The sequence below is a fragment of the Methanothermobacter thermautotrophicus genome (assembly GCF_014889545.1).
Classification (GTDB): Archaea; Methanobacteriota; Methanobacteria; order Methanobacteriales; family Methanothermobacteraceae; genus Methanothermobacter; species Methanothermobacter thermautotrophicus_A.
The window spans coordinates 60,042-82,863 of record NZ_QKOF01000006.1 but is presented as its reverse complement, the minus strand read 5'-3'; the positions used below and the strand labels follow the sequence as shown (position 1 = coordinate 82,863).

The window sequence follows — 22,822 nt, the reverse complement described above, 5'->3', positions numbered from 1 at the left end:
CGATGGCTAAACGTGACTACTATGAGATCCTCGGTGTGGATAGGGGCGCCGATAAGAGGGAGATAAAGAAGGCCTACAGGAGGCTCGCCAGAAAGTACCACCCTGACGTCAGTGATGACCCTGATGCAGCCGAAAAGTTCAAGGAGATAAGTGAAGCCTACGCAGTCCTGTCTGATGATGAGAAGAGGAAGAGGTATGACCGCTTCGGCCATGCTGGAATGGAGGGCTTCAGTCAGGAGGATATATTCAACAACATCAACTTTGAGGATATATTCAGCGGCCTGGGATTTGACATTGGAAGCATATTTGACATGTTCGGATTTGGTGGGGGAAGAAGGCACGGGCCCCAGAGAGGCGCGGATATAACCTACACCCTGGATATAAGCCTTGAGGATGCCTACAGTGGTCTTGAAACCGATATAAAGGTTCCCCACACAAAGAAGTGTCCGGTGTGCCATGGTAGCAGAGCCGAACCAGGAACCGGTACGAGGACCTGTCAGACCTGCGGTGGTAGTGGACAGGTGCGGCAGGTTAGGAACACCATCCTCGGCCAGATGATGAACATAACAACCTGCCCTGACTGTCATGGTGAGGGTACAATGGTTGAGAAACCCTGCAGTAACTGTAACGGTAGGGGTACCGTCAGGAAGACCAGCACCATCCATGTGAAGGTCCCTCCAGGTGTTGAGACAGGATCCCGGCTCAGGATCCCCGGTGAGGGGGAGATGGGTCTTCGTGGTGGAGAACCAGGTGACCTCTACGTGGTTATCAAGGTGAAGCCCCACAGTATTTTCCAGAGGGATGGTGCCAACCTGTACACCGAGAAGCCCATAAGCTTCGTCCAGGCAGCCCTGGGTGACACTGTTGAGGTTCCAACCCTTGACAGACCAGTGAAACTCCGGATACCTGCAGGGACCCAGAGCGGTACAACCTTCCGTGTTAAGGGCCACGGGATGCCCCACCTAAAGTGGAATGGCTACGGGAACCTGTACGTTAAGGTCAAGGTTGTGACACCAAGAAAACTGAGCCCCAGACAGAAGGAGCTCCTCAAGGAATTTGCAAGTATCAGTGGTGATGAGATCCATGAGGATAAGGGCTTCTTCGATAAGGTGAAGGATGCCATAATCCACTGAATCCCTATTTTTAATTTTAGTAACCTGAAACAGTCTAATTAGTTCTGAAACACATAAACATTAAAATCCTGCAAATCCTGAAATCATGTTCTGAAGAAGACACTTGCGGTATTAAAACAGGTTATCATAGTAGGCCAGATAAGATTTGAAGCCGGGCATGCCGAGAGTAACCCACCTTCTGTTTCGGCAGCATTCATCTGGGCGGACTACCTCTGCCTCCTACAGTAATCACAGGCAGCATTTGTCCTTGCATCCCGTGGAATGGCCGTTTCACCGGTCCTCCTGATGTCAGTCTGCTCCTTGAGGGTGAAGCTTCATTATCATCCACCAGGAGACGTGTCGTTTCTGCTCCAGGGTCCAGCCTCTCAGCTGATGCCTCACGGCACCACGGTTCTGTATGATGGGTGGAGTTTCCTCAGCCCCCAGAGGGACCGTCAGCTGCCCTTCGGCTTGCCCGGTAAATAATCATAGAACTAATAGCGGGGCCTAGATTTGAACTAGGGATCTCGGGGTTATGAGCCCCGCGGGATCACCAGACTACCCCACCCCGCTAAACATTAGATTTGTTATTTTAATATATAAAGGTTGTGGTCAGTCCTGTTCCTCCTTTTCCTCAAGCCTCCTGAGCCTCCTGTCAAGGGACTCAAGTTTCTTATTGGTGTAACCCCTGTACTCGTTGAATCTCTGCTCCAGTTCATCTATGTTCCTTGATACAAGGTCGAGTCTCTTCTCAAGTTTGGATATGTCATCCATGGTTGCAAGTGACCAGTCCTCTATGAGCTCATCGCTCTTCTCATTGAGGAAGGCGTCTATCTTGTTTGAGATGACATCCGTGCTTATGGGTACCTCCCTGACCTTGCCCATTATCCTGTCACTCACATCTGACATCTTCTCTCCAACACCTGCCATGTAACCTTCCCTCCCTTCAGCTGTGGCTTCACCAGCACCATATACTCTTGTTACGGATCCTATGTTTCCTGATTCCATCAGGTAGTAGTAGATCAGGACTACTATGGCTCCTGCAAGTATCAGGATTGCAAGAAGCTCCACCGGTCCCATCTTTAAACCTCCCATTACATTTTAAGTCTGGAATTGATCTCTGCTTCCTTCTTCTCAAGTTCCTTAAGCATCTTTTCGAGTTTCTTGAACTCTGTCTTGGCCTCGAGAAGGGCCAGTCTCTCACTTATTTCGCTCTGGAGATAACCCACCTCATGCATTATCTCTGATGTTTTCTTCCTTATTGATGCCAGTTTATCCTGTTTATCCTTGGGGAGGGGTATCGTTGTCTCCATCAGACGCTTTGCATGAAGGTCATTCTCAACAAGGGTTATCTTCTTGAGTTCAATCTGTTTTTCAAGAAGCATGATGTCGTTCTGAGATTCCCTCACCCTTCTCCACTGTACAGCCACGATTATCACCGTTATAAAACCTAGTATAGAGATTATGAGCCACAAAACATTCTGAGGTATCGTTGCCGTGCTCGCCATTTATCGTCCCCCTGCATCATATTGTTTAGTGTATATATAAGTTCTCATTTAAATAAATAGCAGAACAGGATCAGTGATAAAGATGATCGAGTCATACTTGAAGGCAGGTAAAATTGTATCAAAGGTCAGAAGGGAAGCTTCAAGGATAATAAGGGACGGTTTACCCATAATAGAACTCGTAGATTATGTTGAGAGCCGTATAATGGAGGAGGGTGGCAGGCCAGCCTTTCCATGCAATGTTTCGGTGAATGAAGTTACGGCACACTACACATCTCCACCAGGAGATGATAGTATGATAAGGGATGGCGACCTTGTTAAGCTGGACCTAGGCGCCCATGTGGATGGATTCATAGCTGACACCGCCATCACGGTTCCTGTTGGGGATGTTGATGATAAGTGCCACGAGATGATGGACGCTGCAAGGGAGGCCCTTGAGAATGCCATTTCAACCATAAGGGACGGTGTTGAGGTTGGAGAACTTGGGCGGGTAATCGAGGAGACCATTCAATCCCATGGCATGAATCCTGTTTCCAACCTGACCGGGCACAGTATGGATCGCTGGATACTGCACTCAGGACTATCAATACCAAATATAAATGAAAGGAACACTCATCAGCTGGAGGAGGGGGACGTCCTGGCGATTGAACCCTTTGCCACAGATGGTGTGGGCCTTGTGACGGATATGCCACAGACCTACATATTCAGGTTCCTCAGGGAGAGGCCCCTCCGGCTTGTCCATGCCAGGAGGGTCCTGGGTAAAATAAAGGAGGAGTATCATGCCCTGCCCTTTGCACAGCGGTGGCTTGAGGAGTACTTCGATGCAAAGAGACTGAATGCCTCCATGAGGATGCTGATACAGTCAAGGGCAATATATCCCTACCATGTCCTCAGGGAAAAAAGCGGTGCAATGGTCGCCCAGTGGGAACATACAGTCATCGTTGAGGAGGACGGCTGCACGGTCATAACAGAATAGTTAACTTGAGGATGCAGTTGAATGGATTGAATGTTCTGAAAAATAGAAAAATTCAGGGATGGGATCAGTATGGTGTTGGTAATCCCATCTCCTTCCTTGCAGCGATGTTCTTCTCTGCCTTTTCCTTCTTCTGTGCAGCGAGTTTCTCAAGAAGTCCCAGGCCAGGTTTGACTTCCTCTATTGGTTTGGTCTCGAATAGACCTGCCTCAACTGCCTGCTTGAATATTGAGTCCCCTGAATCGGTCCTTGTTATGACTGTTGACCAGCCATCGGGTGATCCCACTGAACCTGTTGATACGTCTGCCAGTTCAGCCACATAGTCCTTGCATATCTTGCATCCTGCCTGTTCGTAGCCATGGGTCTCCTTGAGGGGGAGTGTGTAGACATCGTCCTGGGTGTAGACCCAGAATTTTCCTTTACCTATGTCCATCTTCTCAACGAGCTCCATGTTTAATCCGAGTTTCTCACAGATGAAGGTCTGCAGTGATGTGTATGGGAAGTTCTCCATGCAGTAGATACCGACCAGAAGTTTTATCTTATCTGCAACAAACCTGACACCGAAGGGGTAGGTCTGGGCCTTCCTTATACCCATGGTCTGGCAGGGTATTGCAACTGTACCCAGTTTCTCTATACCGTACTGCCTCACTGCCTTCTTGAGCATCAGGACGTTTGGTGAGAATGTGTACTTGGTACCTGCAGCCGCCTTGAGTTCATCTGAGGTCATGGCGACCATTGGTTCTGGCTTCCAGAACTCCTTTCCAGGTCCTGCAACAACTGCGCCTTCGATTATGCCCTCATCAAGGGCGTATGCTAGAAGACCTGTAACTATTCCTCCGTCCTGGGCTAACTTCTGAATCTCTCTGTCAGTTGATCTGGCGGAAACTATTTCCTTGTAAGTACCTAAAACCATTTTTCCAGCCTCCTATAGCCCTAACTCCTTTTTGATCTGTTCTTCTGGCCACCAGCTTCTTGGGCACTGCACATAGCAGATTCCACATTTTATACAGCGGTCGCTGTTGAGTTCGGGTCTTCCGTTGGTCATGTCAAGGGCCCTTGTCTGGCATGCCATTGCGCATGTTCCACATCCAGTGCATAGACCCTGGTTCACGATCTTTGTCTGGAGGTCGCATCCGCATGCCTCTGTGTAGCCTGCAAGGTCCAGCATTGGCTGGAGGTATTCCATGTCATTGTTGATGAGTGCAACGACCGTCTTTGCTATTATTTCAGGTGATGGTGGGCACCCTGGAATGGCGAGGTCCACATCTATGAGGTCTGCTATTGGTACAAAGGACTCGTGTGATGGCTGTGCCTGCTGTCCACCCCTTGAGTACCTTGTGAAGCAGCCTGTTGCTGCGCATGAACCGAAGGCACAGACGAGTTTTGCCTTCTCCCTGAGTTCCTTGAGTTCGTGCAGGCTGTGTTCGTCCTGCAGACAGACAGATCCCTCAACAAGGGCCAGATCCATCTCTGGCATCTCCCAGAGATCCACCAGGGTCTGTCCGTATACTATGTCCACCATGTTGGTGAGTAATTCTGCTAGAATGTCGTAATTTTCAGTTAACGACATGGCATCTCCGGTACATCCACTCAGGTGGATGTAACCTATTCTTGGTTTTGCATTTTCTTCAGCCACTTTTTCAACCTCCTCTTTTGAAGCTCCAACAGGTTCCGATTTTTCTTTTTCGGGTTCTTCCCTCTTAGCTTCAGCCTCCAATCCTAAAAATCTTTTGATTCGGGCAATTAAGCTCATTTAGAAACCCCAATCTCATCTAAGATCATCTGAATGGCCCTGGGAATAGCCTTTTTTACTGGGGGTGTGAGGCCCATTTCCACATTGGGAGCTGATATCTCCTTGGGTTTACACCCTATTACCACAACATCAATCCTTTCACTGAGTTCATGGAGGGGCTGGCTCACTGGCCATGTGTGCAGATTTTCATAGGATCCCTTTGGAATCTCAGTGACATCGAATTTCCTGAGTGTTCCGGGTTCTGCATTGAATTCAACAACATCCACGACTATCATCTTCTTCCACTCCTCATGAGGGAGGGAGAAGACAAAGTGTGGACCGCCAGTCCCAGCATCAATGAACATGACATTATCTGGTTTTTCCCTATCCTTGAAGTACTCTTCAAGGGCCTTGATAACCTCTGGGCCGAATCCATCGTCCTTGAACAGGATGTTTCCACAGCCCACCACTAGAATCTCAGCGTCGTATGGCATGTTATTCCCTTAGAGTCTGACCATTTCATCCCTGATTACTGATCTGTCCTCGTCATCAACAACCATTACGTGTGTTGCACATGAGAGACATGGGTCATATGCACGTATAACGTGTGGTCCGTATTCATGGTGGAATCCCTCAGTTGCAGGGCCCATTGTTGGGATGTTCCAGGTTGTTGGGACTAGTGCGTTGTAGAACTGTATCTTACCATTCTCTACCTGGGCCATGTGGACGTCCAGTCCCCTTGGAGCTTCAATGGCACCTACACCCAGTTTACCTGTGCCTCTCTCATCAAAGTCTGCCCTTACAGGTGCGGATGTGTCGAGTTCATCAAGGATTTCAATTGCCCTTGCGAGTGCAGTTTTCATCTCAAGTGCCCTTGCAACGTGCTGTGCAACAACACCCCTCTCTTTGAATCCCTGGAATTCAACCATCCTTGCCCTTGGACCGACCTCCACGTTTCTTCCATCGTAGAGTGGTATTGTTGAGCAGGCCCTCTTGGCTATTTCAGGGTCATCGTACCAGCTCTCAGGCATGACCTCGGTGAACCTGTCCAGGTCGAATTTTGTCCTGTCACCGTAGATCTGGTGACTTGCAAGTGTTGGCTGGTTGTGGACTCCGAGGCCCTTTGGAAGGCCCTTATCCTCGATTAATCCTATCATGAGCTCAACGTGTTCGTCAAGTTTTGGTTTGAGCTGTTTTAACCTTGCATAGAGCCTTTTTCTTGCAAGTTCTGTTATGTTGTCGGCCATTCCACCTATCCTCACATCGGATGGGTGTATACCTTCACCTGCAACCATGTCAACTACGTACTGTGCGTTCTTCCTTATCTCAGAGACTGAGTTTATTGCGTCTGCCATGAGGTTTTCAGGTACGAAGTCTGGTGCTATGAGGAACTGATGTATTGCGTGGCTGTTTACGTGGTGTGCTGCAAGTGTAAGTTCACGGAGAAGTCTTCCGGCCTTTGGAACCTCAATGTCAAGGGAGTCGTCTATTGCCTCAACGGAAGCCAGGGTGTGTGGTATGGGGCATACTCCACATATCCTCTGGACCATGACAGGTGCTGTTTCAGGTGCTTTGCCTGTCACTATTTTCTCAAGGCCCCTGACAGGAGTAATACTGAAGTATCGCCCCTTTGTCACGATTCCCTCATCATCGACTTCCATGACAAGTTCTGCATGTCCTTCTTGTCGTGATGTCGGCGATATAACAATCCTTTCGCTCAAATGTATCACCTCTTGTTTTTAAAGTTCAAAAAACCTTCAATATTATAACTATTTTTAAATGTTATAAGTTTTTCAATTATAAAAAAAGTGAAAACTATTTATATCATTTTGGGGATGATTTATTATTAGTAGAAAACCGGGTTTATAATATTAATTTTTTATCAAGTAATACTGAATGTTATATATCCGTATCCACATATATTATGTGTTGTTAACACCAGGAAGGTGAGTTGATGATAAACTCAAAGGTTCTAGCATCGGTGGCAATAGTCCTGATAATTGGAGCTGTTGCTGCAGGTTATCAGGTGAGTCAGAATTCCGAGGCACTGTGGAAATTCACAAGTCCCCAGAGCAGTCAGGATCAGGGGCCGCAGCAGGGGGAGTCAAGCGTCCACAGTGAATCGCCCTCAACCGCATCATCACAGGGTGGCAGTGGTTCAACCTCAGGTGGGGGTTCAGGAGTGAATGTGAAGATATCCTATTCAGAGGCCAAGAGTATTGCCCAGACATATATAAAGCAGGAGGGTGCCACTGCAGGGACACCAAGGCTCCTTAAAATGAACGGCAAACTAGTCTATGTTGTTCCAGTTGAGATGGGTGGAAAAACCGTCGGAGAGATATACATTGACCCCATGACCGGTAAAAACCTTGGAGGGGCTGGTGGTGCTCCATGATGATTAAAACAGAAACAGAGTGCTGTACAATATATTCAGAGGATGTTGAGGACGCTGTAGTCCTTGAGGGCTCTCCAGGAGTTGGCCTCATAGGTAACATAATTGGGTGGCTTCTGGTTGAGGATCTCAAGATGAGGGAGATAGGCTACATTGACTCAAAGTACTTCCCTCCCCTGGCTGTCCTCTATAAGGGTGTTGCAATACACCCCTTCAGGATATATGAGGGTGATGGGATAGTCCTCTTCCTCTCAGACTTTATCCTCCCACCTGCAGTGGTCTATGACATGACAAACGCCATCGTGGAGTGGATGGTCCGCAATAAGAGCAGGGAGCTGATAACCTTTAACAGCATGGTTGTCCGTGAGAAGTCAGAGCCAGTGGCAGGTGCAGGTAACAGACAGGACGTAATCAAGAGGCTTGCAGACCTCGGCATACCAATAGTCCCCTTCGGCAATCTCAATGGTATTTCAGGGACCCTCCTTACAAGGTGTGCTGTTAATGATATACCTGCATCATGCCTCTTTGCAGAGATCCTTAACCCCTACCCGGACCCAAGGGCTGCTGCGAATGTCGTTGAGATCCTGAATGAAATGCTCGGTACAAGTGTTGACCCTGAACCTCTACTCCAGGAGGCGCAGGCCATAGAGTCACGCCTCAAGAAGCTCGCAGAGACCGTGCAGGGAGAGGCCGAGACACCCATCTACATGTAAAAGTTTATATATTAGAAAATCAAATATTTCTTTACTCTTTTGTCAGGGCCCGTAGCCTAGCCAGGATAGGGCGTCGGACTTCTAATCCGAAGGTCCCGGGTTCAAATCCCGGCGGGTCCGCTAAAAAAGGTGCGAAGGAAACGGGGCCCGTAGCCTAGCCAGGATAGGGCATCAGACTCCTAATCTGAAGGTCCCGGGTTCAAATCCCGGCGGGTCCGTCCAACTTAATTTTAATTTTAAGAGACTCCAGAGAATTGGAAGAGTCTGCAGTGATACCTTTTCAGACCCTGCAGTGTCGCCAGAAATAAATAAGGAAATCCATCAAAGCATGCCCGATGATCCTGTTATAATGAGTAAAGAGAGGCGAGAGGTTTACCGACTGCATGTCCCTCATGACTATCGGAAGTAGGCGTCAAGGGTCTCTGCAGGGAACCTTATCTCACCATACTTCCCCCCGCCACCGGGTATCACAGTCAGTGAACCATTGCGAAATGCCTCGACCGCAACAGCAACACCAGCATCAAGAGCTGCAATATCCTCAAGTGGAGCATCCAGGAGCACACTGATCTCTGTTCCAAATTCCCCCACAAGTTTATCCCAGATTCCCTGGACAAATTTTGTGGTTACACCCTTACCATACTTCATGCCTATGATCTCTGCAAGGGGCATCAGGTGTACGTAGGGTGGCCTGTGTGGTGGGTGGTGGGGTTCATCCCATGTTGAAAGCTCGTATATCCTGTAATCCACACCCTTCTTGATTTTACCCCCACATGGACACCTCATATCCATCTCGAGAGCCTTCTCTGGACTGTAGATGCGGTAGCATCTGGTACATGCAGTCATGTGGTACTTTCCGAGGCGCGGGTCAAGTCCATAGTTCGCCCTTATCCTGCACTTGCCTATGGCCCTCTTAAGGGATGTGAAGGATACATCCTCCATCTCAAACTGATTGAACTCCCTGCCCAGCCTGTGGGGCCATGGTGAATGGGCATCAGAGTTGGTGAGGAAGGGTATGTCTGCAAGTTCAGATATCTTATCAGCCATGTCAGTATCTGCTGAGAGGCCCAGTTCAAGAAAGTCTGGTCTTGCGCCGTAGCAGTCCATGTAGCTGTCATGTGACTTGTACATGCTGGTCCATGGTGTGAAGGCGTGGGCTGGCCCTGCCATGCCATCGTATTCATGTACAAGTTCCAGGATCTGGGCCCCGTCCATCCTCACCCTGGGCCTTCCATCCGTGGTGCTGGCTGAGGGCATTCTCTCAGAGATCTCCTCTGCGGCCTCAAGTGATGGGATTATGAGGAGGTGATGGACCCTCCTTGAATCCTCGACCTCTGCAGTTATCACGAAGCTGCACTCCTCGCGCCCGTAGATCCCGTCCCCCTCATATTCCGTAGATTCCTCTATGATCTTCCGCCATCCAGGGTGAAGTGCGTCGCCTGTCCCTACAATCTGAAGGCCCTTGAGGCGTGCCTGGGGTGCTATGTTGTCAATAACCATGTTACGGGACGTTGCCCTTGAAAAGCAGCTGTGGATATGAAGGTCAGCGTTTATGATCATCTGATCATCCAGAAAAATAGGTGGTGGGGTTCAGCCTATGTAACGTAGGTCCTCTTCCCCTGGTTTGAGGTTCATCCTCTCAATCATTTCCTGCTCCATCTGCTGGGCCTTGGAGATCATCTTCTTTGTCTCCTCTGCCCGCTCCTCAAGTTTTTCAAGGTCCACTTCAAGTTTTGTCATCTCAAGTAGCACCTCAAGGAGCGCACGGGCGGCCTCGGCGTCTATGAAGTACCCTGGTGTTTCACCCATGAGACATACACCCTCCATGCCCCTCAGCCTCCCCATTCCAAGGAGAAGTCCTGATGCGCCTATTATGCCTCCATCAGCAGATCTCATGATGACACCGTGTTCCTTGAGATCCTCAACGAGTTCCATGCTGGTTGCTGCCCCATAGACCCTTGCCTTCTCAACGGGCTGGCCCGTTGCGAGGCCTCCGAGGGTGAATATCCTCCTGGCGCCGTATCCCTCAACAAAGTCTAGTATCATGCCGCAGATCTCATACTGTCCCTCAGGTGAGAGTCCCTGGGTGTTGCCCACAAGTATTATGTAATCTCTCTCATCCTCGCCTGCATCCCTGAGGTAATAGAACTCATTCCTCATGGGTTCAACTATACCGTCCTCATCAACCAGTACCTGTGGTGGGAATGATGGGGAGTAGAGCTCAGCGAATTTGACAGCCTCCAGTTCATCTATTATGTGATCGGCTGCCAGTTTACCCACATGCCCTATTCCTGGAAGTGCCTCGATGAATATGGGGCTGGAGAGTTCAACGTCTTCCAGAACGTTTATGATTGTTTCCCTCATTTTAATTCACCACTACCCTTAGAGTAAATCTCCCTTTTGAGTTTTCTCCTGTATACTCCATACTTGTCCTCTGGGGAAAACTTTGGAGGATAAATGACCCCTGTCCTACCCCCGCAGTGTGGGCAGGCCTCCTTCAGGGTGTATTCTCCGCATGAACGGCATCTTTTCATCTTCATGTGAGCTCACGGAGGAATTCTCCCTCTCCACCCTCTTTCTCAACGATTTCTATGCATTTCTGGGCTGCTTCCTTGAGCTGCTTCTCTGCCTTCAGATAATCAGTTGATTTCACGATAAGACGGTACCTGGGGGCTCCTACCGCCTGAACTGTTATGCCCTCATCCTGGGCTGATTTAAGTGCCTTCCTAATTATTTCAACACCGTTGGGTGCGTAGGACTTGATGTCAACGTATCCTGTTATCTGGACCTCTGGTGGTGTTATGTTGCGCTTGGCAACCTCGGTGATAACGGCTGCCCAGTCCTCAGGGACTCCCTCATCGATGAGGGACTTTTCCCCTTCCTCTGCAGCGGTTTCAAAGGCGCCGTAGAGGTCCCCGAATATGTCCATCAGTTCGTATCCAACCTCTTCATAGGCGGTGTCAAGGTCCTTTCCAAGGTCCCTTGCTGCGAGTTCAAGGAATTTCTCAGCCTTCTGTTCAATCTTCCATGCCTGGATCTTCTTTGTGCGCTGGTCCTCCCTTATCCTTTTCATTGAAACATCTACGTGTCCCTTCCTGGGATTCACACGGAGGACCCTTGCAACTATCTTCTGGTTCTCCCTTACGAAGTCCCTTATGTTCTTAACCCATCCAGAGGACACCTCTGAGATGTGAATGAAAGCCTCCTTCCCCGGGTACTCCTCCAGGGTGGCGAAGGCGCCGTAGTTGAGGACCTTGTGAACGGTCCCAACCACCAGTTCACCCTCTTCAGGCCATTCATTTTTTCTTCTTACCATGAAAAACACCTAGATTAATCCAGGACCTCTAGAATCTGGGCTTTGATCTTTGATTTTCCTCCTGTTGGCTCAACAAGCGTTTTACCACAGATTATGCACTGTACATATGATGCTGCCCTGTCAAAGACAACCTGCTGGTTTCCGCAGTCAAGACATTTAACACGGAGAAAGTTACCCTTGGTATTGTAGAATATCACACAAATCACCTCTAGGATACGTATTCAACCCTTCCAGCCCTGAAGGATTTCTTCTTGATGTGTGACTTTCCACATTCCTTGCATTTGAGCCTGAGGTCAAGTTTCTTAACAGGCTTGTTACCGGATGGGAGTGGACGTGGGTAACCCCTGTAACCGGCAGTGACACGTCTGAACTGCCTCTGACCCCACTTAAGTTCACTGGCCTTTCTTCTCTTGGACTCCAGTACCTCGTGAACGGTGTGTTTTCTACAGTTTGGACAGTAAGTTCTTCTTTCCTTAGGAATCTTCATATCTAATCACCTCTTAAGTGAAAAAGTAAGCCTTTAAAATAACTGGAACTTTTTTTATACTGGGTTAGTATATCTCAAATCTCTATTTATACCTTTGTATGTGCACACTGGTGTTTCACCGAACATTCAAAATGGCCCTCCAGTTGATCCACCAGGCGCAGGGACTTCTCTGCTTCTCATTGAAGGGTGCTGGATCTTCAGAGATTGGGAGAGCCTCCTGAAAATTAAAGCCCTACGAATACCTTATCCTCCGACCCTTCTTTGCATTTATGAATACATTTGCATTCAGTGATGGGAGCGTGACTATGTCCTGTGGCTGGAATGGGCCATAGATCTTTTCATCCACACCCATTATTCTGGCGGGTACCTCCTCGAATATCAGCACGGTCTCAATATCCCCGTCTCCACTTCCCCCGGGATCTGTTTTTAAGGACCTTGTGGGGTCATTTCGAGGTTCAGAATCATCCAGAACACCCTTCCAGGATGGCTCATGTTTTACTTCCGACTTCCCATCGTCTGATTCAACCTCTATGGAGGGAATTATCCTCGCCCTGAATTCCCTCAGGGTTTCTACCAGTGAAAAGTAGAGTTCCTCCTCCTCTGGTGTCATGTTGAGGGGGGTTGTATCCTGGAGGTCAAACTGTGGCTTGCCATTGAAGAGGTGGTATGACCTCTGGACGTTCATGACCGCACTATCGGTTATCTTGTGCTCCCTTCTCTCACAGATCTCAGTGGCTATTCTCTGGGTGTCCCTTATGAGGTAGTGCTCCTTGGCGAAGGGGTCATTGCCAACGGCCTCAAGGAGGTCCTCTATGTAACTGTGAACCCTCTCATAGAAGTCATCCCCAACCCTTGCAAGGCCGCTTTCAGATCTCTCCTTTTTCTGAATCCTCCTTAGTTTCTGAAAGAATTCGTCCAACCCCATTCCTCACCTTTAAGTTATTCCTCTGCCTCTATTCTTGGAGCAAGGAGGAAGCTGAGTTCACCCTCTTTACTCGCCATCTTCAGGGTCAGTTTGAGGGGCATGTCATCTCCCAGGTTGATTATTGCGGTTTCACTGAATTTATCTGCCTTTAGCATCTCCTTGATCTTATCAAGGGAATATATGCTCCTTGCAGGTTTACCTATCTTTTCACCGTGGAGGTATTCCATCTGGGCGTCTCCAAATTCTCCCTCAGCTGAGGCTATGAAACGGTCCTCGTCCACACGGAATGTTATCTTATCTGAGAATATGTCTATGTCAGCTATTGAGTCCTTGAGGAGCTGGAATGGCACCTCAAATTCGTTCTCATACTCAATCTCAGGAGGACTTGGGGTTTCGTATTCTATGTCGATCAGCCTTATCTTGAATGTCCTTACTGCTTCGCCCTCGAACTGGATTATCAGGTTACCCTCATCGGTTGAGAGTATGACCCTGTCATTTGCCTTGGCCCTCTTGAGGACCTTCATGAGTTCCTCTGTGTCCACGTTTATCTTCTCTGGTTCATCACAGACGTACTCATCGAAGAGTTCTGCCTTCAGTTCGAGGTGTACGTATGTGATATGGGACCTGTCAAGGGCGTCCAGACGCATGCCCTCGGCGCTTAGCTGTATCTGAACCTCGTCAACGATGGATGATATGGCATCGAAACTCGTCCTTAAAATGTTAGGGTCATTCAATTCTGCCTTGAACATTTTCGTCCTCCTTATCCTATATAGCTAAATATTGGGGTCATGATTTATATACTATTCATCTTCTTCTTTCTCTTCCCCTCTTTCAGCCTTCTTAACCTGTTTATAGAACCCCCCAAGGGGTGTGCCCCCTATGATGCTCTGGATCATGAAGGCCCCTACCAGCAGCAGCCCGGTGAGGATGAGGAATGCTGCGATGACGGTGTTCTCTCCTGAGACCACATTGTCAACAACCCTGTCTGATGATCCGAGGATCGTGATTACGCCTGTCAGCACAAGGATGACACCAACTACCATTGCAGTGTACTTAAGTATATCGTCACGGTGTTCCATGATCAGGGTCACCGGGAATCCATGCTCTGATTCATCCTCATGTAACTCCTCCCAGGCCCTTTTAAGGAGCACCCTTAGGCCCCCCAAATACCTGCCTTTCTTACCATTATCAGAGCCTTCATCAGCCATCTGCTCACCATTTTTCAATCATATTCTCTCCAGGTGTGCTTGCAGCGTGTGCATCTGAAGAATCGCGTCTCTGATTCATCAGCCCTTCTCGTCTGCTGCAGCCACCAGAAGGCCTCCATGTTACCACATTTCGGGCATTCAACCCTTGTGGTTGGGAGAGTGTTTACATCTTCGCCCGTGAATATTATTGTCTCCTTCGCCTCAACTTCCTCTGAGACACTGTACTTTTCTTTTAGCTTATCGGTGATATCCTTTTCATAGCCACACTGACACTTAAATTTACCCTTCTCTGGAAACATTACAGCTCCGCAGTTAGGACAAAACTCCATCTTCTTCCTCCTGGTCAGAGAACCTGAAACCTTTTTGATTTCTAGAGTTTTTCTCCAAGGACATTTATAACAATTTTGATTGTGCATGGACATGATATCAGAATGATGTCTGTGACAGATGCCCTCAGCAGGACCTATTCTCCACCACATGTCTCCTGAAATCATCCAGGATCTTTTTGTGGTCAAATGCGAGTTCAAGATCATTTATATCATCAATTTGGAATATTCCGACATCGGCAGCATCTGAACCAGCCTCCGCTTCACCTGACACTGGCCTGGCGGTGAAGCACACGCTGACAGTGTGTCCGCGGGGGTCCCTCCCGGGGTCAGAGTAGACCCCCAGGAGGTCCTCGATTTCAACCTCGAGGCCTGTCTCCTCCAGGGCCTCCCTCGCTGCTGCATCCTCAACAGTTTCACCGTATTCCACAAACCCCCCTGGTATGGCCCATGAACCCCTGTAGGGTGGTCTGCCCCTCCTTATGAGGATTATTCTATCACCTGATAACCTTATGATTACATCCACGGTGAGCATGGGTGCCTTCAAATCAAGCTCCTCCTGCATCATTTATCATTTTCTAGACTTTTCTAGGCGCTGCCCCTGGACTCACCTAACCTGACTCCAGAGGCAATTATGTGGGCCACCCTAATTGGTTCTGGAATTGAGCTACGGGTTGTTGATAGCCTGACAATCTCTGCGGCATCATCAGGTTCAATGCCCGAGGTCTGGATGTAGATGGGGTCCTCAGATTCCACCCTGTGGATTCTGCCGGCCCTCTCTATGATCCGCCACCTGGCCTTCCAGTCGGGAAATCTGTGCTTCAGGGCCCTCCTTATTCTCTCCATGTCTGGATGTTTCCTCACAACCACTATCACAGGCAGACCAGTCCTCTCTGATAGTTCAACTATGTCAACAACATTGAAGCCCCCGAAGGTCAGCCCATCAAGCATTATTACACGAAGCTGGTTTAGGTGCCTTGAACCATTCACCATTTCGATGATCTTCCAGGTGGCATCGTCACCATCCACCCTCACCGTGGTTGTGAGGACGCCGTCGAGCCACTGCCCTCCCCTGAATACTGTGCCGACCAGTAGCACGTCCTCATCACTTCTAGGAGTGAAGGGAGCATCATCTATGCCAAGAATCCTTATCTCAGATTTAATCTGCCTGAAATTATGGTTCTCCATGGAAAAATAGTTTATAGGGACTCTATGAGGCCCCTGAATTCATCACATCTGTCCCTCAGGGTTTCGGCTGCTGCCCTGAGTGATTTTTTCGGGCTTCCTGCCCTGATATATAGCTGTGGTTCCCCCACTATTGGGTGATCTATTGAGTATGCTGCTGCCTTAACCTTTTCATCCTCCATGAGGATGCTCCTTAATACATTGCAGAGGGTGTGTGTTTCTCCCTCGAATACTATTTCCATCTCATATCTCTTGTTTAGAATGACTTCCATTAGAATTACCTCTATTAACCTTCATAATTCACGGATAGCTTCCTTTTTTCCCGGTTTTCACAGTTCGGGCACCTGACCTCGTCCCTGCCGTCCACTTCCATGAAGTGCCTGCAGCGGGTGCACATTGCCTTTATAACACCGAGGTCACGCCCTGATGTCTGGAGGTCTATGCCATCGAGGCCCATGATCCTTGTGACCCTTGCCTCCACGATGTCCCCTATCCTGAAGGCGTCTGTTAGCTTTGAGAGGTAGCCCTTCCTTGCCTGTGAAACGTGGACTCCTCCAACAAAGTATGTGGCAAGGGCCCTCCGGTTGCCCTTGATGCTGTGTATCCTCACAAGGGCCCGCTGACCCCTTACATCAATGACCTCTCCAATGACCCTTGAACCTCTTTTAAGTGTTGGGGGTGTGTTCAGCTTTGATATTACCTTTATGCTCTTATTCCGGTCATCCCTTGAAACTTCTCCAACGACAAGGGATTTTATTTTACCATCATCCTCGTAGGTTCCCTCAGATGGAAGGGCCTCTTCGCTTACAGCCAAAAAATCTCCGGGAAAAACCATATCCCCAGATTTAACTTTCATCCATTCACCTCTTCAAGGTAAAAACAATAATTACCTTACAGTGATTTATGGTTAGATCTGATTATATATATGCTTTTGCATGGGGCCTCCAGGGTCAAGGACATTTCACTCCAAGTCAGTTAGATATTCATTAATACCCTATAACCCCTCAGGGAGGTTCTACCCCTTAGATACTTAAATTCAACAAATGCCTCCATCAGAGAATTTAATCAGTGTGGAGCCATCATGGTATATGAGTTTTTCCCCATTAAATGGATGTCCCAGATCAACATCCTACAGAAGGGTGCCGAGCTATCCATTGTATTATCTCATCTGAAAGTTTCCGGGAAAAGAAAAAAACGGGAAAAAAATGCCGAGCTATCCATGTATTATCTCATCCAGTGTGTAGTCGTCCCAGCTTCGCTCTCCAAGAACTATCTCCAGTTCTGATGGGTTCAGGAGTGGCCTGTCGTAGAGCTGTGAATCATCTATGGCTATCCTTGGACAGGCCGTTACCACGAAGGCTTCAAGTTCCCTGAAGGGGAGGAGTGCAGCTGGTGAGATGTTCTCCATGAGGAGTATGATGGCCTCCCTGCCTGCATCCTCAAGTTTTTTCTTAACCATGAGGGCCAGTTCAAACCTCATCTGCCCGCCCTTTGATGAGACCACCACCCCCCACCTGCTGGCATCAGCTGCCCTGCTTATCCTCGCAAACCTCACCCTCAGTACCCGGTCTGCGAATTCCTCGATGTCCCTCACCTCACCGTGATAGGGGTCAGCCACTACAACCTCCCGGCCGGTGAAGAGTTTTATTCCAAGGGGGTGGAAGTTCCCGCTTCCAAGGAAGAGATATGCGTCTGCATCAGTACCCCTGATGGCCGAGAAGTTGCATCCCAGGACCTGTCCACCTGCTGTGTTCACACCCTCACCTGTGACCACCTCAAAACCCCTCTCTTCAAGGAATGACCTTACCTGGTCAAGGAGGTGGAGGTGCTGTGCTGTTGTTGCGATTCCAATCCTCCTGTGACCTGAAAGTCTTTCAGCGGCCTCCCTGAGGACATGGTCGATCTCAACGGAGGATGCGGCCTCTATGAATATCACCGGGACCTCATAGTCAAGGGGGAGTGGTGTGTGCCCATAGTGGACTATAAGGTCAACCATGCCCCTCATTTTCTTATCTGAAACATCGCATGCCCCGAAGCATGGGTCAGCAGATATGACGGCAGTTGCACCTGTCTCCGATTCTATTCTCTCTGCAAGTTCAACTGCCCTCATTTTAAGCCCCTCAGGGAACTGGAGGCCCACGACCCGGGCACTGCGTTTCCTTATCTCCCCGATGACCCTTTCAGTTTCAAGTCTGTAGAGTGACATCTAATCAATCCTGCCCCCCGGCAGGGATATCCTCAACCTTAACCCTGCCATCGATAACATCAACCTTCACAAGGCTCTTCACACTGAAACCTGTCCTTTCCCTCACAACCCGGGATCCCTCACCCTTATCTATGACTGTTATAACATCCCTGACATCAACATCAATCTCCCTGAGGGCTTCCAGGACCGCCAGCAGGGTTCCCCCGGTGCTCACAACATCGTCAATGACAACGACTCTATCACCTTCCTCAACACCGTTTATGTAGAGTTCCCCCTCACTGTATCCTGTCATCTGATGGACGGCGACCTCACCTGGAAGACCGTACCTTCTCTTCCTTACAACCACGAAGGGTATTCCTGTCTTCAGTGATAGCACCGTGGCATGGTGTATGCCCATGGCCTCTATGCAGATTATTTTATCGGCTTCGGGCCTGAATCTCCTCACGATCTCCTCAGCAACCTCCTCCAGGAGTTCAGGTTCAGTGAGGGGTATGCCATCGGTTACAGGGTTTACAAAGTAGTCGTACTCTCCCTTCTTAATCACAGGTGAATTTCTGAGGCTTTCCTTGAGTTTATCAAGCATTTCGATCACGCATCAGGATTGTTGAAAATTGAATTCAATATCTAGTATGGTGAATGGCCTTAATATAGATCCAAAAACTGACGCCCATCACCCACTCTATGATCTTAATATATAAGTTGATCCCAACAATAGTTAATGATTATCCATCACTGCAGGTGAAACCATGCTTGGGAATCTGGGCAGAAGTCTCAGTAAAACTATGAAAAAGCTGGCAGGGATGACCATTGTTGATGAGGAGGTCGTCAGGGAGGTCATAAAGGATATACAGAGGGCCCTGATCCAGTCCGATGTCAACATAAAACTTGTATTCAACCTGTCAAAGTCGATTGAGGAGCGGGCACTCAAAGAGGAACCCCCCAGGGGGATAACCCCCAAGGAGCACATCATAAGCATAGTCTACGAGGAAATGGTCAAACTCCTGGGTGAGAAGAGCCATGAACTTGTCATAGATGATAAACCATACCGCATACTCTTCCTCGGACTTCAGGGCAGCGGTAAAACAACAACCATTGGTAAACTTGCAAGGTACCTCCGCAAGAAGGGTTTCACCGTTGGAGTGGTCTGTACAGACACCTGGCGACCTGCTGCCCTTGAGCAGCTGAAACAGTACACCGAGGGGCAGGATATAAGCATATACGGCGACCCAGAGACCAGGGACGCCCTTGATCTTGCAGAGAAGGGACTGGCCAGTTTCCAGAAAAAGGACGTCATAATCTTCGATACAGCTGGAAGGCACAAGGAGGAAAAGGACCTCCTCAGGGAGATGGAGGAACTTTCAGCCATTGTGAAGCCCCATGAGGCCATACTTGTAATCGACGGAACTATAGGTCAGCAGGCAAGGGAACAGGCCCTTGCATTCAAAGGGGCAACGGATGTAGGTTCAATAATTGTGACAAAACTTGATGGTTCAGCCAAGGGTGGTGGGGCCCTCTCGGCCGTTGCAGAGATAGGTGCCCCCATAAAGTTCATAGGGACCGGTGAGAGGATAGACGACCTTGAGGTCTTTGATCCCGAAAGGTTCATCTCACGTCTCCTGGGTATGGGGGACCTCAGAACTCTCCTCGAGAAGGTGGAGGAGGTTTCAGAGGAGGACATTGCAGAGGAATCCCTTGACGCAATACTCTCAGGTAAGTTCACCCTAAAGGATATGAGGGTGCAGTTTGAGATGATGGGTAAGATGGGGCCCCTGCAGCAGGTTATGAATATGCTGCCAGGTATTGGGAAGCTCCCAAAGGACGCCAGCAGGATGACAGAGGAGACCATAAAGAAGTACCTCATAATAATGGACTCCATGACAGAGGAGGAACTTGAAAAACCAGAAATCATAAAACACTCCAGGATAAAGAGGATAGCCCGTGGTTCCGGCATGCGAAACGAGGACGTTAAGGAGCTCCTGAAGTACTACAGGGTCACCAAAAAGGCCATGAAGGGGCTTGGAAGGAGAAATATGGGCGGACCCATGGGCCAGCTCATGAGGCAGTTCATGAGATAATGAAAAGCAGAGACCATCAGGGGATCAGTATGGATGTTCAGAAGAGACTGGAAGCACTGCTTGAAATCACAGAGACCAGAATATGTCTGCACTGCCTGGGGAGGCACTTTGTTGATGTTGTTGAAGGTCCAGGGAACCTTCTCAGGGGTGATAGACTCAAGAAGGAATTCTCGCTGGAACTCTCAGGGCCATGCATGATCTGTGGCGACGTCTTTGATAGGATCGATGATGCCGCAGGGATGATTAAGGAGAGGGTGGATGAACTTGGCCTCGAATACTCATCGGTACTGGTGGGTACAAGGCTGCCCCCTGAAATGGTGGAACTTGATGATGAGATCAGAAAGCGCCTCGGAATCCAGGGTGAGGGCCTTAAAAGGGACCTCAACCGTGAACTTGGTAAGAGGGTCCTCAAACTGCTGGGCTGCAGCGCAGAATTTGAGGAGCCCGACCTGGTAGCCATGGTGGACTTCAGAGGGGATATCCGGGTCTGGATCCAGATAAACCCCATCTTCCTTGAGGGAAGGTACCGCAAGCTGGTGAGGGGCATCCCCCAGACCCGCTGGCCCTGCAGGAAGTGCAGGGGGAGGGGCTGTGAGAGGTGCAATTACACCGGTAAGATGTACCCGACCTCTGTGGAGGAGCTCATATCCGGGCCCATCCTGGAGGCCGCCCGGGGCCGTGATGCCAGGTTCCATGGCTCAGGCAGGGAGGATGTGGATGTCAGGATGCTCGGGACAGGGAGGCCCTTTGTCCTGGAGATAAGGGAGCCAAGGATAAGGAGTCTGGACCCTGAATCCCTTGAGGATGAGGTTAACCGCAGGGCAGAGGGTATGGTTGAGGTGGAGGGCCTCAGGTTCTCCACAAGAAACAGGAAGGTTGAACTGAAGGACTCATCGCAGAGTAGATACAAGGTCTACCGGGCCCTGGTTGAACTGGATGGGAATGTCACCGATGATGACCTGAAGAAACTCGGATCACTTGACACCATAAGACAGCGAACCCCTGTGAGGGTCTCCCACCGGAGGGCTGACATGGTCAGGGAGAGGAGGGTCCTGGACATCTCCTGGAAGAGGCTGGATGGCTGCCTTGAGTTAATAATAAAGGGTGAGGGGGGTCTATATATAAAGGAGCTTATATCAGGGGATTCTGGGCGTACAGATCCAAGTGTGAGCAGCGTTCTGGGTGTTCCTGCGAGGTGCGTGGCCCTTGATGTCCTTGAGGTCGGTGATGAAGATCAGGAAGCGATTGATCAAAAAAAGGTAAACCCCGGTGCCATACAGAACCCGTGATAAGGAAAAATATATATTAATGGAGATATTAAATAGAGAACTTATAAGTTTAGATATCTGATTCTTGTAAAGTTTTAGTGACTGTTACAAGCCATAGAAGGCTTTTTATGGAGGTTAAAGAATGAGAAGATCAAGAGGTTTCAGAAGTAAAACAAGATACAAGCTTCAGAAGGTTAAAAGGCCAGGCAGGTCCAATCCCATAACAAGGAAGATACAGAGCTTCAATGAGGGTGACCTAGTACACATCATCATTGACCCGAGCATTCACAGGGGCCAGCCACACCCGCGATTCCATGGTAAAACAGGTCGTGTTGTGGGTATGATGGGCAAATCCTATGTTGTTGCCCTGAAGGATGGTAACAAGGATAAACAGCTTGTTGTGAGGCCAGAGCACCTTCAGATGCAAGAGTGATTCCCATGATCGGGAAAAAGGTTCTGGAAAGTGAACCTGTATCTATGGCAGAGGTTAAGGAGATCCTTGAAAAATTTGGGGAGGACCATGAACTCACATATGAGCAGAACCTTGTCCTTGACCATGTAACCCGCTTTTCAAGGCTTGACCCCGAAAGGAGCAGGGAGCTGGTTGAGGAACTCATGGATATCCCCAACATCAAAAGGAGGCATGCAGTTAAAATTGCGGATATAATGCCCGTGGACATATCCGACCTTCGTTTAATCTTTGCCAAGGAGAGGGTTCCCATAAAGGCTAATGACCTTCCAGGCATACTCGAGGTAATAGATAAATACCGGGTCGAATAAAAATAATATCTGACCTGAAAAAATTAGAGTATGTGATTTCATGGAAGAATACGCTATCATACTGGATTACCTTCCACTTGGTTACATGAGCGAAGGGTTCGGTACATTCAAGAAGAGGCCTGTTGCCCAGGCACTGGGTAAGGATGAGTTCACCCTCCTTGAGTTAACACCAAGGCCGGACGTGGACCTTGAAATCCACGAGGAGGTCTACATCGGCAAGGGTAAAAGGGACAAGATCGCCCGTATAAACAGGAGGCTCCGTCACAATGAACTCACAGCCACTGCCAGGGTTGAGCTGCCCTACGTCGTTGAGGAGATAATAAAGTCAAATGAGGACAGGTTTGTAAAGTTCTTCAATGAGGCGGGGTCCATAAGTACCAGGCTTCACCAGCTTGAACTTCTTCCAGGAATCGGTAAAAAGCACATGTGGGACATTCTCAAGGCCCGTGAGGAGAAGCCCTTTGAAAGTTTCGAGGACATAAAGAACAGGGTCCCCATGCTATCAGACCCTGTTAAACTCATCGTCAGGAGGGTCCTCATGGAACTGGATGTTGAGGGCGCCAAACGGGGAAAACGTAAGTACAACATATTCACGAGACCGCCCCAGCAGAGGAGGGGCTGA

Annotated in this window: 31 protein-coding genes, 3 tRNA genes and 1 other RNA gene; 11 read left to right on the top strand and 24 right to left on the bottom strand. The window is 49.0% G+C overall.

Annotated elements, in window-relative coordinates; genetic code table 11:
- Positions 1-2: 2 nt before the first annotated feature.
- Positions 3-1,133 (top strand): molecular chaperone DnaJ, encoded by a 1,131-nt coding sequence (dnaJ, locus tag DNK57_RS04770; RefSeq protein ID WP_192961908.1) that lies wholly within the window; start codon positions 3-5, stop codon positions 1,131-1,133.
- A gap of 155 nt (positions 1,134-1,288) precedes the next feature.
- Here dnaJ and rnpB read toward each other — a convergent pair.
- The 4 genes from rnpB to DNK57_RS04750 all read right to left on the bottom strand — a co-directional run bounded on the left by rnpB (position 1,289) and on the right by DNK57_RS04750 (position 2,620).
- Positions 1,289-1,587, bottom strand: an RNA gene (gene rnpB, locus DNK57_RS04765) — RNase P RNA component.
- A 23-nt stretch (positions 1,588-1,610) separates the two neighbouring features.
- Positions 1,611-1,685, bottom strand: a tRNA-Met gene (locus DNK57_RS04760).
- Positions 1,686-1,724: 39 nt separating this feature from the next.
- Positions 1,725-2,192, bottom strand: coding sequence for a hypothetical protein (locus DNK57_RS04755; RefSeq protein WP_192961907.1), 468 nt, complete (start codon positions 2,190-2,192; stop codon positions 1,725-1,727).
- Positions 2,193-2,206: 14 nt separating this feature from the next.
- Positions 2,207-2,620: a hypothetical protein gene (locus DNK57_RS04750; protein ID WP_192961906.1), complete on the bottom strand. Its 414-nt coding sequence runs from the start codon at positions 2,618-2,620 to the stop codon at positions 2,207-2,209.
- 82 nt (positions 2,621-2,702) lie between these two features.
- On the opposite strand from DNK57_RS04750, the gene map reads away from it, so the two are divergent.
- Positions 2,703-3,593 carry a type II methionyl aminopeptidase gene (map, locus tag DNK57_RS04745; protein WP_192961905.1) on the top strand — a complete coding sequence of 297 codons (891 nt, stop codon included), beginning with the start codon at positions 2,703-2,705 and terminating at the stop codon, positions 3,591-3,593.
- A 64-nt stretch (positions 3,594-3,657) separates the two neighbouring features.
- Here map and frhB read toward each other — a convergent pair whose 3' ends face one another.
- The 4 genes from frhB to frhA are packed head-to-tail and all read right to left on the bottom strand — an operon-like array spanning position 3,658 to position 7,043.
- Positions 3,658-4,503 (bottom strand): coenzyme F420 hydrogenase subunit beta, encoded by an 846-nt coding sequence (frhB, locus tag DNK57_RS04740; protein ID WP_192961904.1) that lies wholly within the window; start codon positions 4,501-4,503, stop codon positions 3,658-3,660.
- Positions 4,504-4,515: 12 nt separating this feature from the next.
- A complete protein-coding gene (gene frhG / locus DNK57_RS04735) occupies positions 4,516-5,343 on the bottom strand; it encodes a coenzyme F420 hydrogenase subunit gamma (protein ID WP_192961903.1) in 828 nt (275 codons plus the stop codon).
- Positions 5,340-5,816 (bottom strand): coenzyme F420-reducing hydrogenase, FrhD protein, encoded by a 477-nt coding sequence (frhD, locus tag DNK57_RS04730; protein ID WP_192961902.1) that lies wholly within the window; start codon positions 5,814-5,816, stop codon positions 5,340-5,342. The genes frhG and frhD overlap by 4 nt, the downstream gene beginning before the upstream one ends.
- A 9-nt stretch (positions 5,817-5,825) precedes the next feature.
- Entirely contained in the window at positions 5,826-7,043 is a 1,218-nt protein-coding gene (gene frhA / locus DNK57_RS04725) for a coenzyme F420 hydrogenase subunit alpha (RefSeq protein WP_192961901.1), read from the bottom strand.
- 233 nt (positions 7,044-7,276) lie between these two features.
- Here frhA and DNK57_RS04720 point away from each other — a divergent pair, with 233 nt between their 5' ends.
- The 4 genes from DNK57_RS04720 to DNK57_RS04705 all read left to right on the top strand — a co-directional run bounded on the left by DNK57_RS04720 (position 7,277) and on the right by DNK57_RS04705 (position 8,645).
- Positions 7,277-7,717, top strand: a complete 441-nt coding sequence (locus DNK57_RS04720; RefSeq protein ID WP_192961900.1) for a PepSY domain-containing protein — start codon at positions 7,277-7,279, stop codon at positions 7,715-7,717.
- Entirely contained in the window at positions 7,714-8,427 is a 714-nt protein-coding gene (locus DNK57_RS04715) for a proteasome assembly chaperone family protein (protein WP_192961899.1), read from the top strand. The genes DNK57_RS04720 and DNK57_RS04715 overlap by 4 nt, the downstream gene beginning before the upstream one ends.
- Positions 8,428-8,472: 45 nt before the next feature.
- A tRNA-Arg gene (locus DNK57_RS04710) sits at positions 8,473-8,547 on the top strand.
- A 23-nt stretch (positions 8,548-8,570) separates the two neighbouring features.
- Positions 8,571-8,645, top strand: a tRNA-Arg gene (locus DNK57_RS04705).
- A 178-nt stretch (positions 8,646-8,823) separates the two neighbouring features.
- Here DNK57_RS04705 and DNK57_RS04700 read toward each other — a convergent pair.
- From DNK57_RS04700 to hpt, 16 genes are all read right to left on the bottom strand, one after another.
- Entirely contained in the window at positions 8,824-9,984 is a 1,161-nt protein-coding gene (locus DNK57_RS04700) for a TIGR00375 family protein (protein WP_192961898.1), read from the bottom strand.
- A gap of 30 nt (positions 9,985-10,014) precedes the next feature.
- The gene (locus tag DNK57_RS04695; RefSeq protein WP_192961897.1) at positions 10,015-10,788 is read right to left on the bottom strand and encodes a proteasome assembly chaperone family protein; all 774 of its coding nucleotides are present in this window, start codon (positions 10,786-10,788) and stop codon (positions 10,015-10,017) included.
- Positions 10,785-10,964: an RNA-protein complex protein Nop10 gene (locus tag DNK57_RS04690; RefSeq protein ID WP_192961896.1), complete on the bottom strand. Its 180-nt coding sequence runs from the start codon at positions 10,962-10,964 to the stop codon at positions 10,785-10,787. The genes DNK57_RS04695 and DNK57_RS04690 overlap by 4 nt, the downstream gene beginning before the upstream one ends.
- Positions 10,961-11,740, bottom strand: a complete 780-nt coding sequence (locus DNK57_RS04685; protein ID WP_192961895.1) for a translation initiation factor IF-2 subunit alpha — start codon at positions 11,738-11,740, stop codon at positions 10,961-10,963. The genes DNK57_RS04690 and DNK57_RS04685 overlap by 4 nt, the downstream gene beginning before the upstream one ends.
- A 14-nt stretch (positions 11,741-11,754) precedes the next feature.
- On the bottom strand, positions 11,755-11,946 hold the full coding sequence (locus tag DNK57_RS04680) for a 30S ribosomal protein S27e (protein ID WP_192961894.1): 192 nt from the start codon (positions 11,944-11,946) through the stop codon (positions 11,755-11,757).
- Between the two features lie 2 nt (positions 11,947-11,948).
- A complete protein-coding gene (locus tag DNK57_RS04675) occupies positions 11,949-12,227 on the bottom strand; it encodes a 50S ribosomal protein L44e (RefSeq protein WP_192961893.1) in 279 nt (92 codons plus the stop codon).
- 232 nt (positions 12,228-12,459) lie between these two features.
- Positions 12,460-13,146, bottom strand: coding sequence for a DNA replication complex GINS family protein (locus tag DNK57_RS04670; protein WP_192961892.1), 687 nt, complete (start codon positions 13,144-13,146; stop codon positions 12,460-12,462).
- Positions 13,147-13,166: 20 nt separating this feature from the next.
- Positions 13,167-13,901 (bottom strand): proliferating cell nuclear antigen (pcna), encoded by a 735-nt coding sequence (gene pcn / locus DNK57_RS04665; RefSeq protein WP_192961891.1) that lies wholly within the window; start codon positions 13,899-13,901, stop codon positions 13,167-13,169.
- A 51-nt stretch (positions 13,902-13,952) separates the two neighbouring features.
- Positions 13,953-14,360, bottom strand: a complete 408-nt coding sequence (locus tag DNK57_RS04660; RefSeq protein WP_192961890.1) for a hypothetical protein — start codon at positions 14,358-14,360, stop codon at positions 13,953-13,955.
- A 14-nt stretch (positions 14,361-14,374) separates the two neighbouring features.
- Entirely contained in the window at positions 14,375-14,689 is a 315-nt protein-coding gene (locus tag DNK57_RS04655; RefSeq protein ID WP_192961889.1) for a transcription factor S, read from the bottom strand.
- Between the two features lie 124 nt (positions 14,690-14,813).
- Positions 14,814-15,233 carry an NUDIX domain-containing protein gene (locus tag DNK57_RS04650; protein WP_192962299.1) on the bottom strand — a complete coding sequence of 140 codons (420 nt, stop codon included), beginning with the start codon at positions 15,231-15,233 and terminating at the stop codon, positions 14,814-14,816.
- Positions 15,234-15,274: 41 nt separating this feature from the next.
- The gene (locus DNK57_RS04645; protein WP_192961888.1) at positions 15,275-15,874 is read right to left on the bottom strand and encodes an endonuclease dU; all 600 of its coding nucleotides are present in this window, start codon (positions 15,872-15,874) and stop codon (positions 15,275-15,277) included.
- An 11-nt stretch (positions 15,875-15,885) separates the two neighbouring features.
- A complete protein-coding gene (locus tag DNK57_RS04640; RefSeq protein WP_192961887.1) occupies positions 15,886-16,143 on the bottom strand; it encodes a DNA-directed RNA polymerase subunit L in 258 nt (85 codons plus the stop codon).
- A gap of 14 nt (positions 16,144-16,157) precedes the next feature.
- Positions 16,158-16,727: an exosome complex RNA-binding protein Csl4 gene (locus tag DNK57_RS04635; protein ID WP_192961886.1), complete on the bottom strand. Its 570-nt coding sequence runs from the start codon at positions 16,725-16,727 to the stop codon at positions 16,158-16,160.
- A gap of 357 nt (positions 16,728-17,084) precedes the next feature.
- Positions 17,085-18,077, bottom strand: a complete 993-nt coding sequence (gene dph2 / locus DNK57_RS04630) for a diphthamide biosynthesis enzyme Dph2 (RefSeq protein ID WP_192961885.1) — start codon at positions 18,075-18,077, stop codon at positions 17,085-17,087.
- A 4-nt stretch (positions 18,078-18,081) separates the two neighbouring features.
- Positions 18,082-18,660, bottom strand: coding sequence for a hypoxanthine/guanine phosphoribosyltransferase (gene hpt, locus DNK57_RS04625; protein WP_192961884.1), 579 nt, complete (start codon positions 18,658-18,660; stop codon positions 18,082-18,084).
- A gap of 163 nt (positions 18,661-18,823) precedes the next feature.
- On the opposite strand from hpt, the gene DNK57_RS04620 reads away from it, so the two are divergent.
- The 5 genes from DNK57_RS04620 (at position 18,824) to DNK57_RS04600 (ending at position 22,822) form a co-directional block, all read left to right on the top strand.
- Positions 18,824-20,152 carry a signal recognition particle protein Srp54 gene (locus DNK57_RS04620; RefSeq protein ID WP_192961883.1) on the top strand — a complete coding sequence of 443 codons (1,329 nt, stop codon included), beginning with the start codon at positions 18,824-18,826 and terminating at the stop codon, positions 20,150-20,152.
- A 29-nt stretch (positions 20,153-20,181) separates the two neighbouring features.
- Positions 20,182-21,441, top strand: a complete 1,260-nt coding sequence (locus DNK57_RS04615; RefSeq protein WP_192961882.1) for a tRNA pseudouridine(54/55) synthase Pus10 — start codon at positions 20,182-20,184, stop codon at positions 21,439-21,441.
- Positions 21,442-21,562: 121 nt separating this feature from the next.
- A complete protein-coding gene (locus tag DNK57_RS04610; protein ID WP_192961881.1) occupies positions 21,563-21,853 on the top strand; it encodes a 50S ribosomal protein L21e in 291 nt (96 codons plus the stop codon).
- Between the two features lie 5 nt (positions 21,854-21,858).
- Positions 21,859-22,200 (top strand): RNA polymerase Rpb4 family protein, encoded by a 342-nt coding sequence (locus DNK57_RS04605; protein ID WP_192961880.1) that lies wholly within the window; start codon positions 21,859-21,861, stop codon positions 22,198-22,200.
- A gap of 40 nt (positions 22,201-22,240) precedes the next feature.
- Positions 22,241-22,822: a DUF655 domain-containing protein gene (locus DNK57_RS04600; RefSeq protein WP_192961879.1), complete on the top strand. Its 582-nt coding sequence runs from the start codon at positions 22,241-22,243 to the stop codon at positions 22,820-22,822.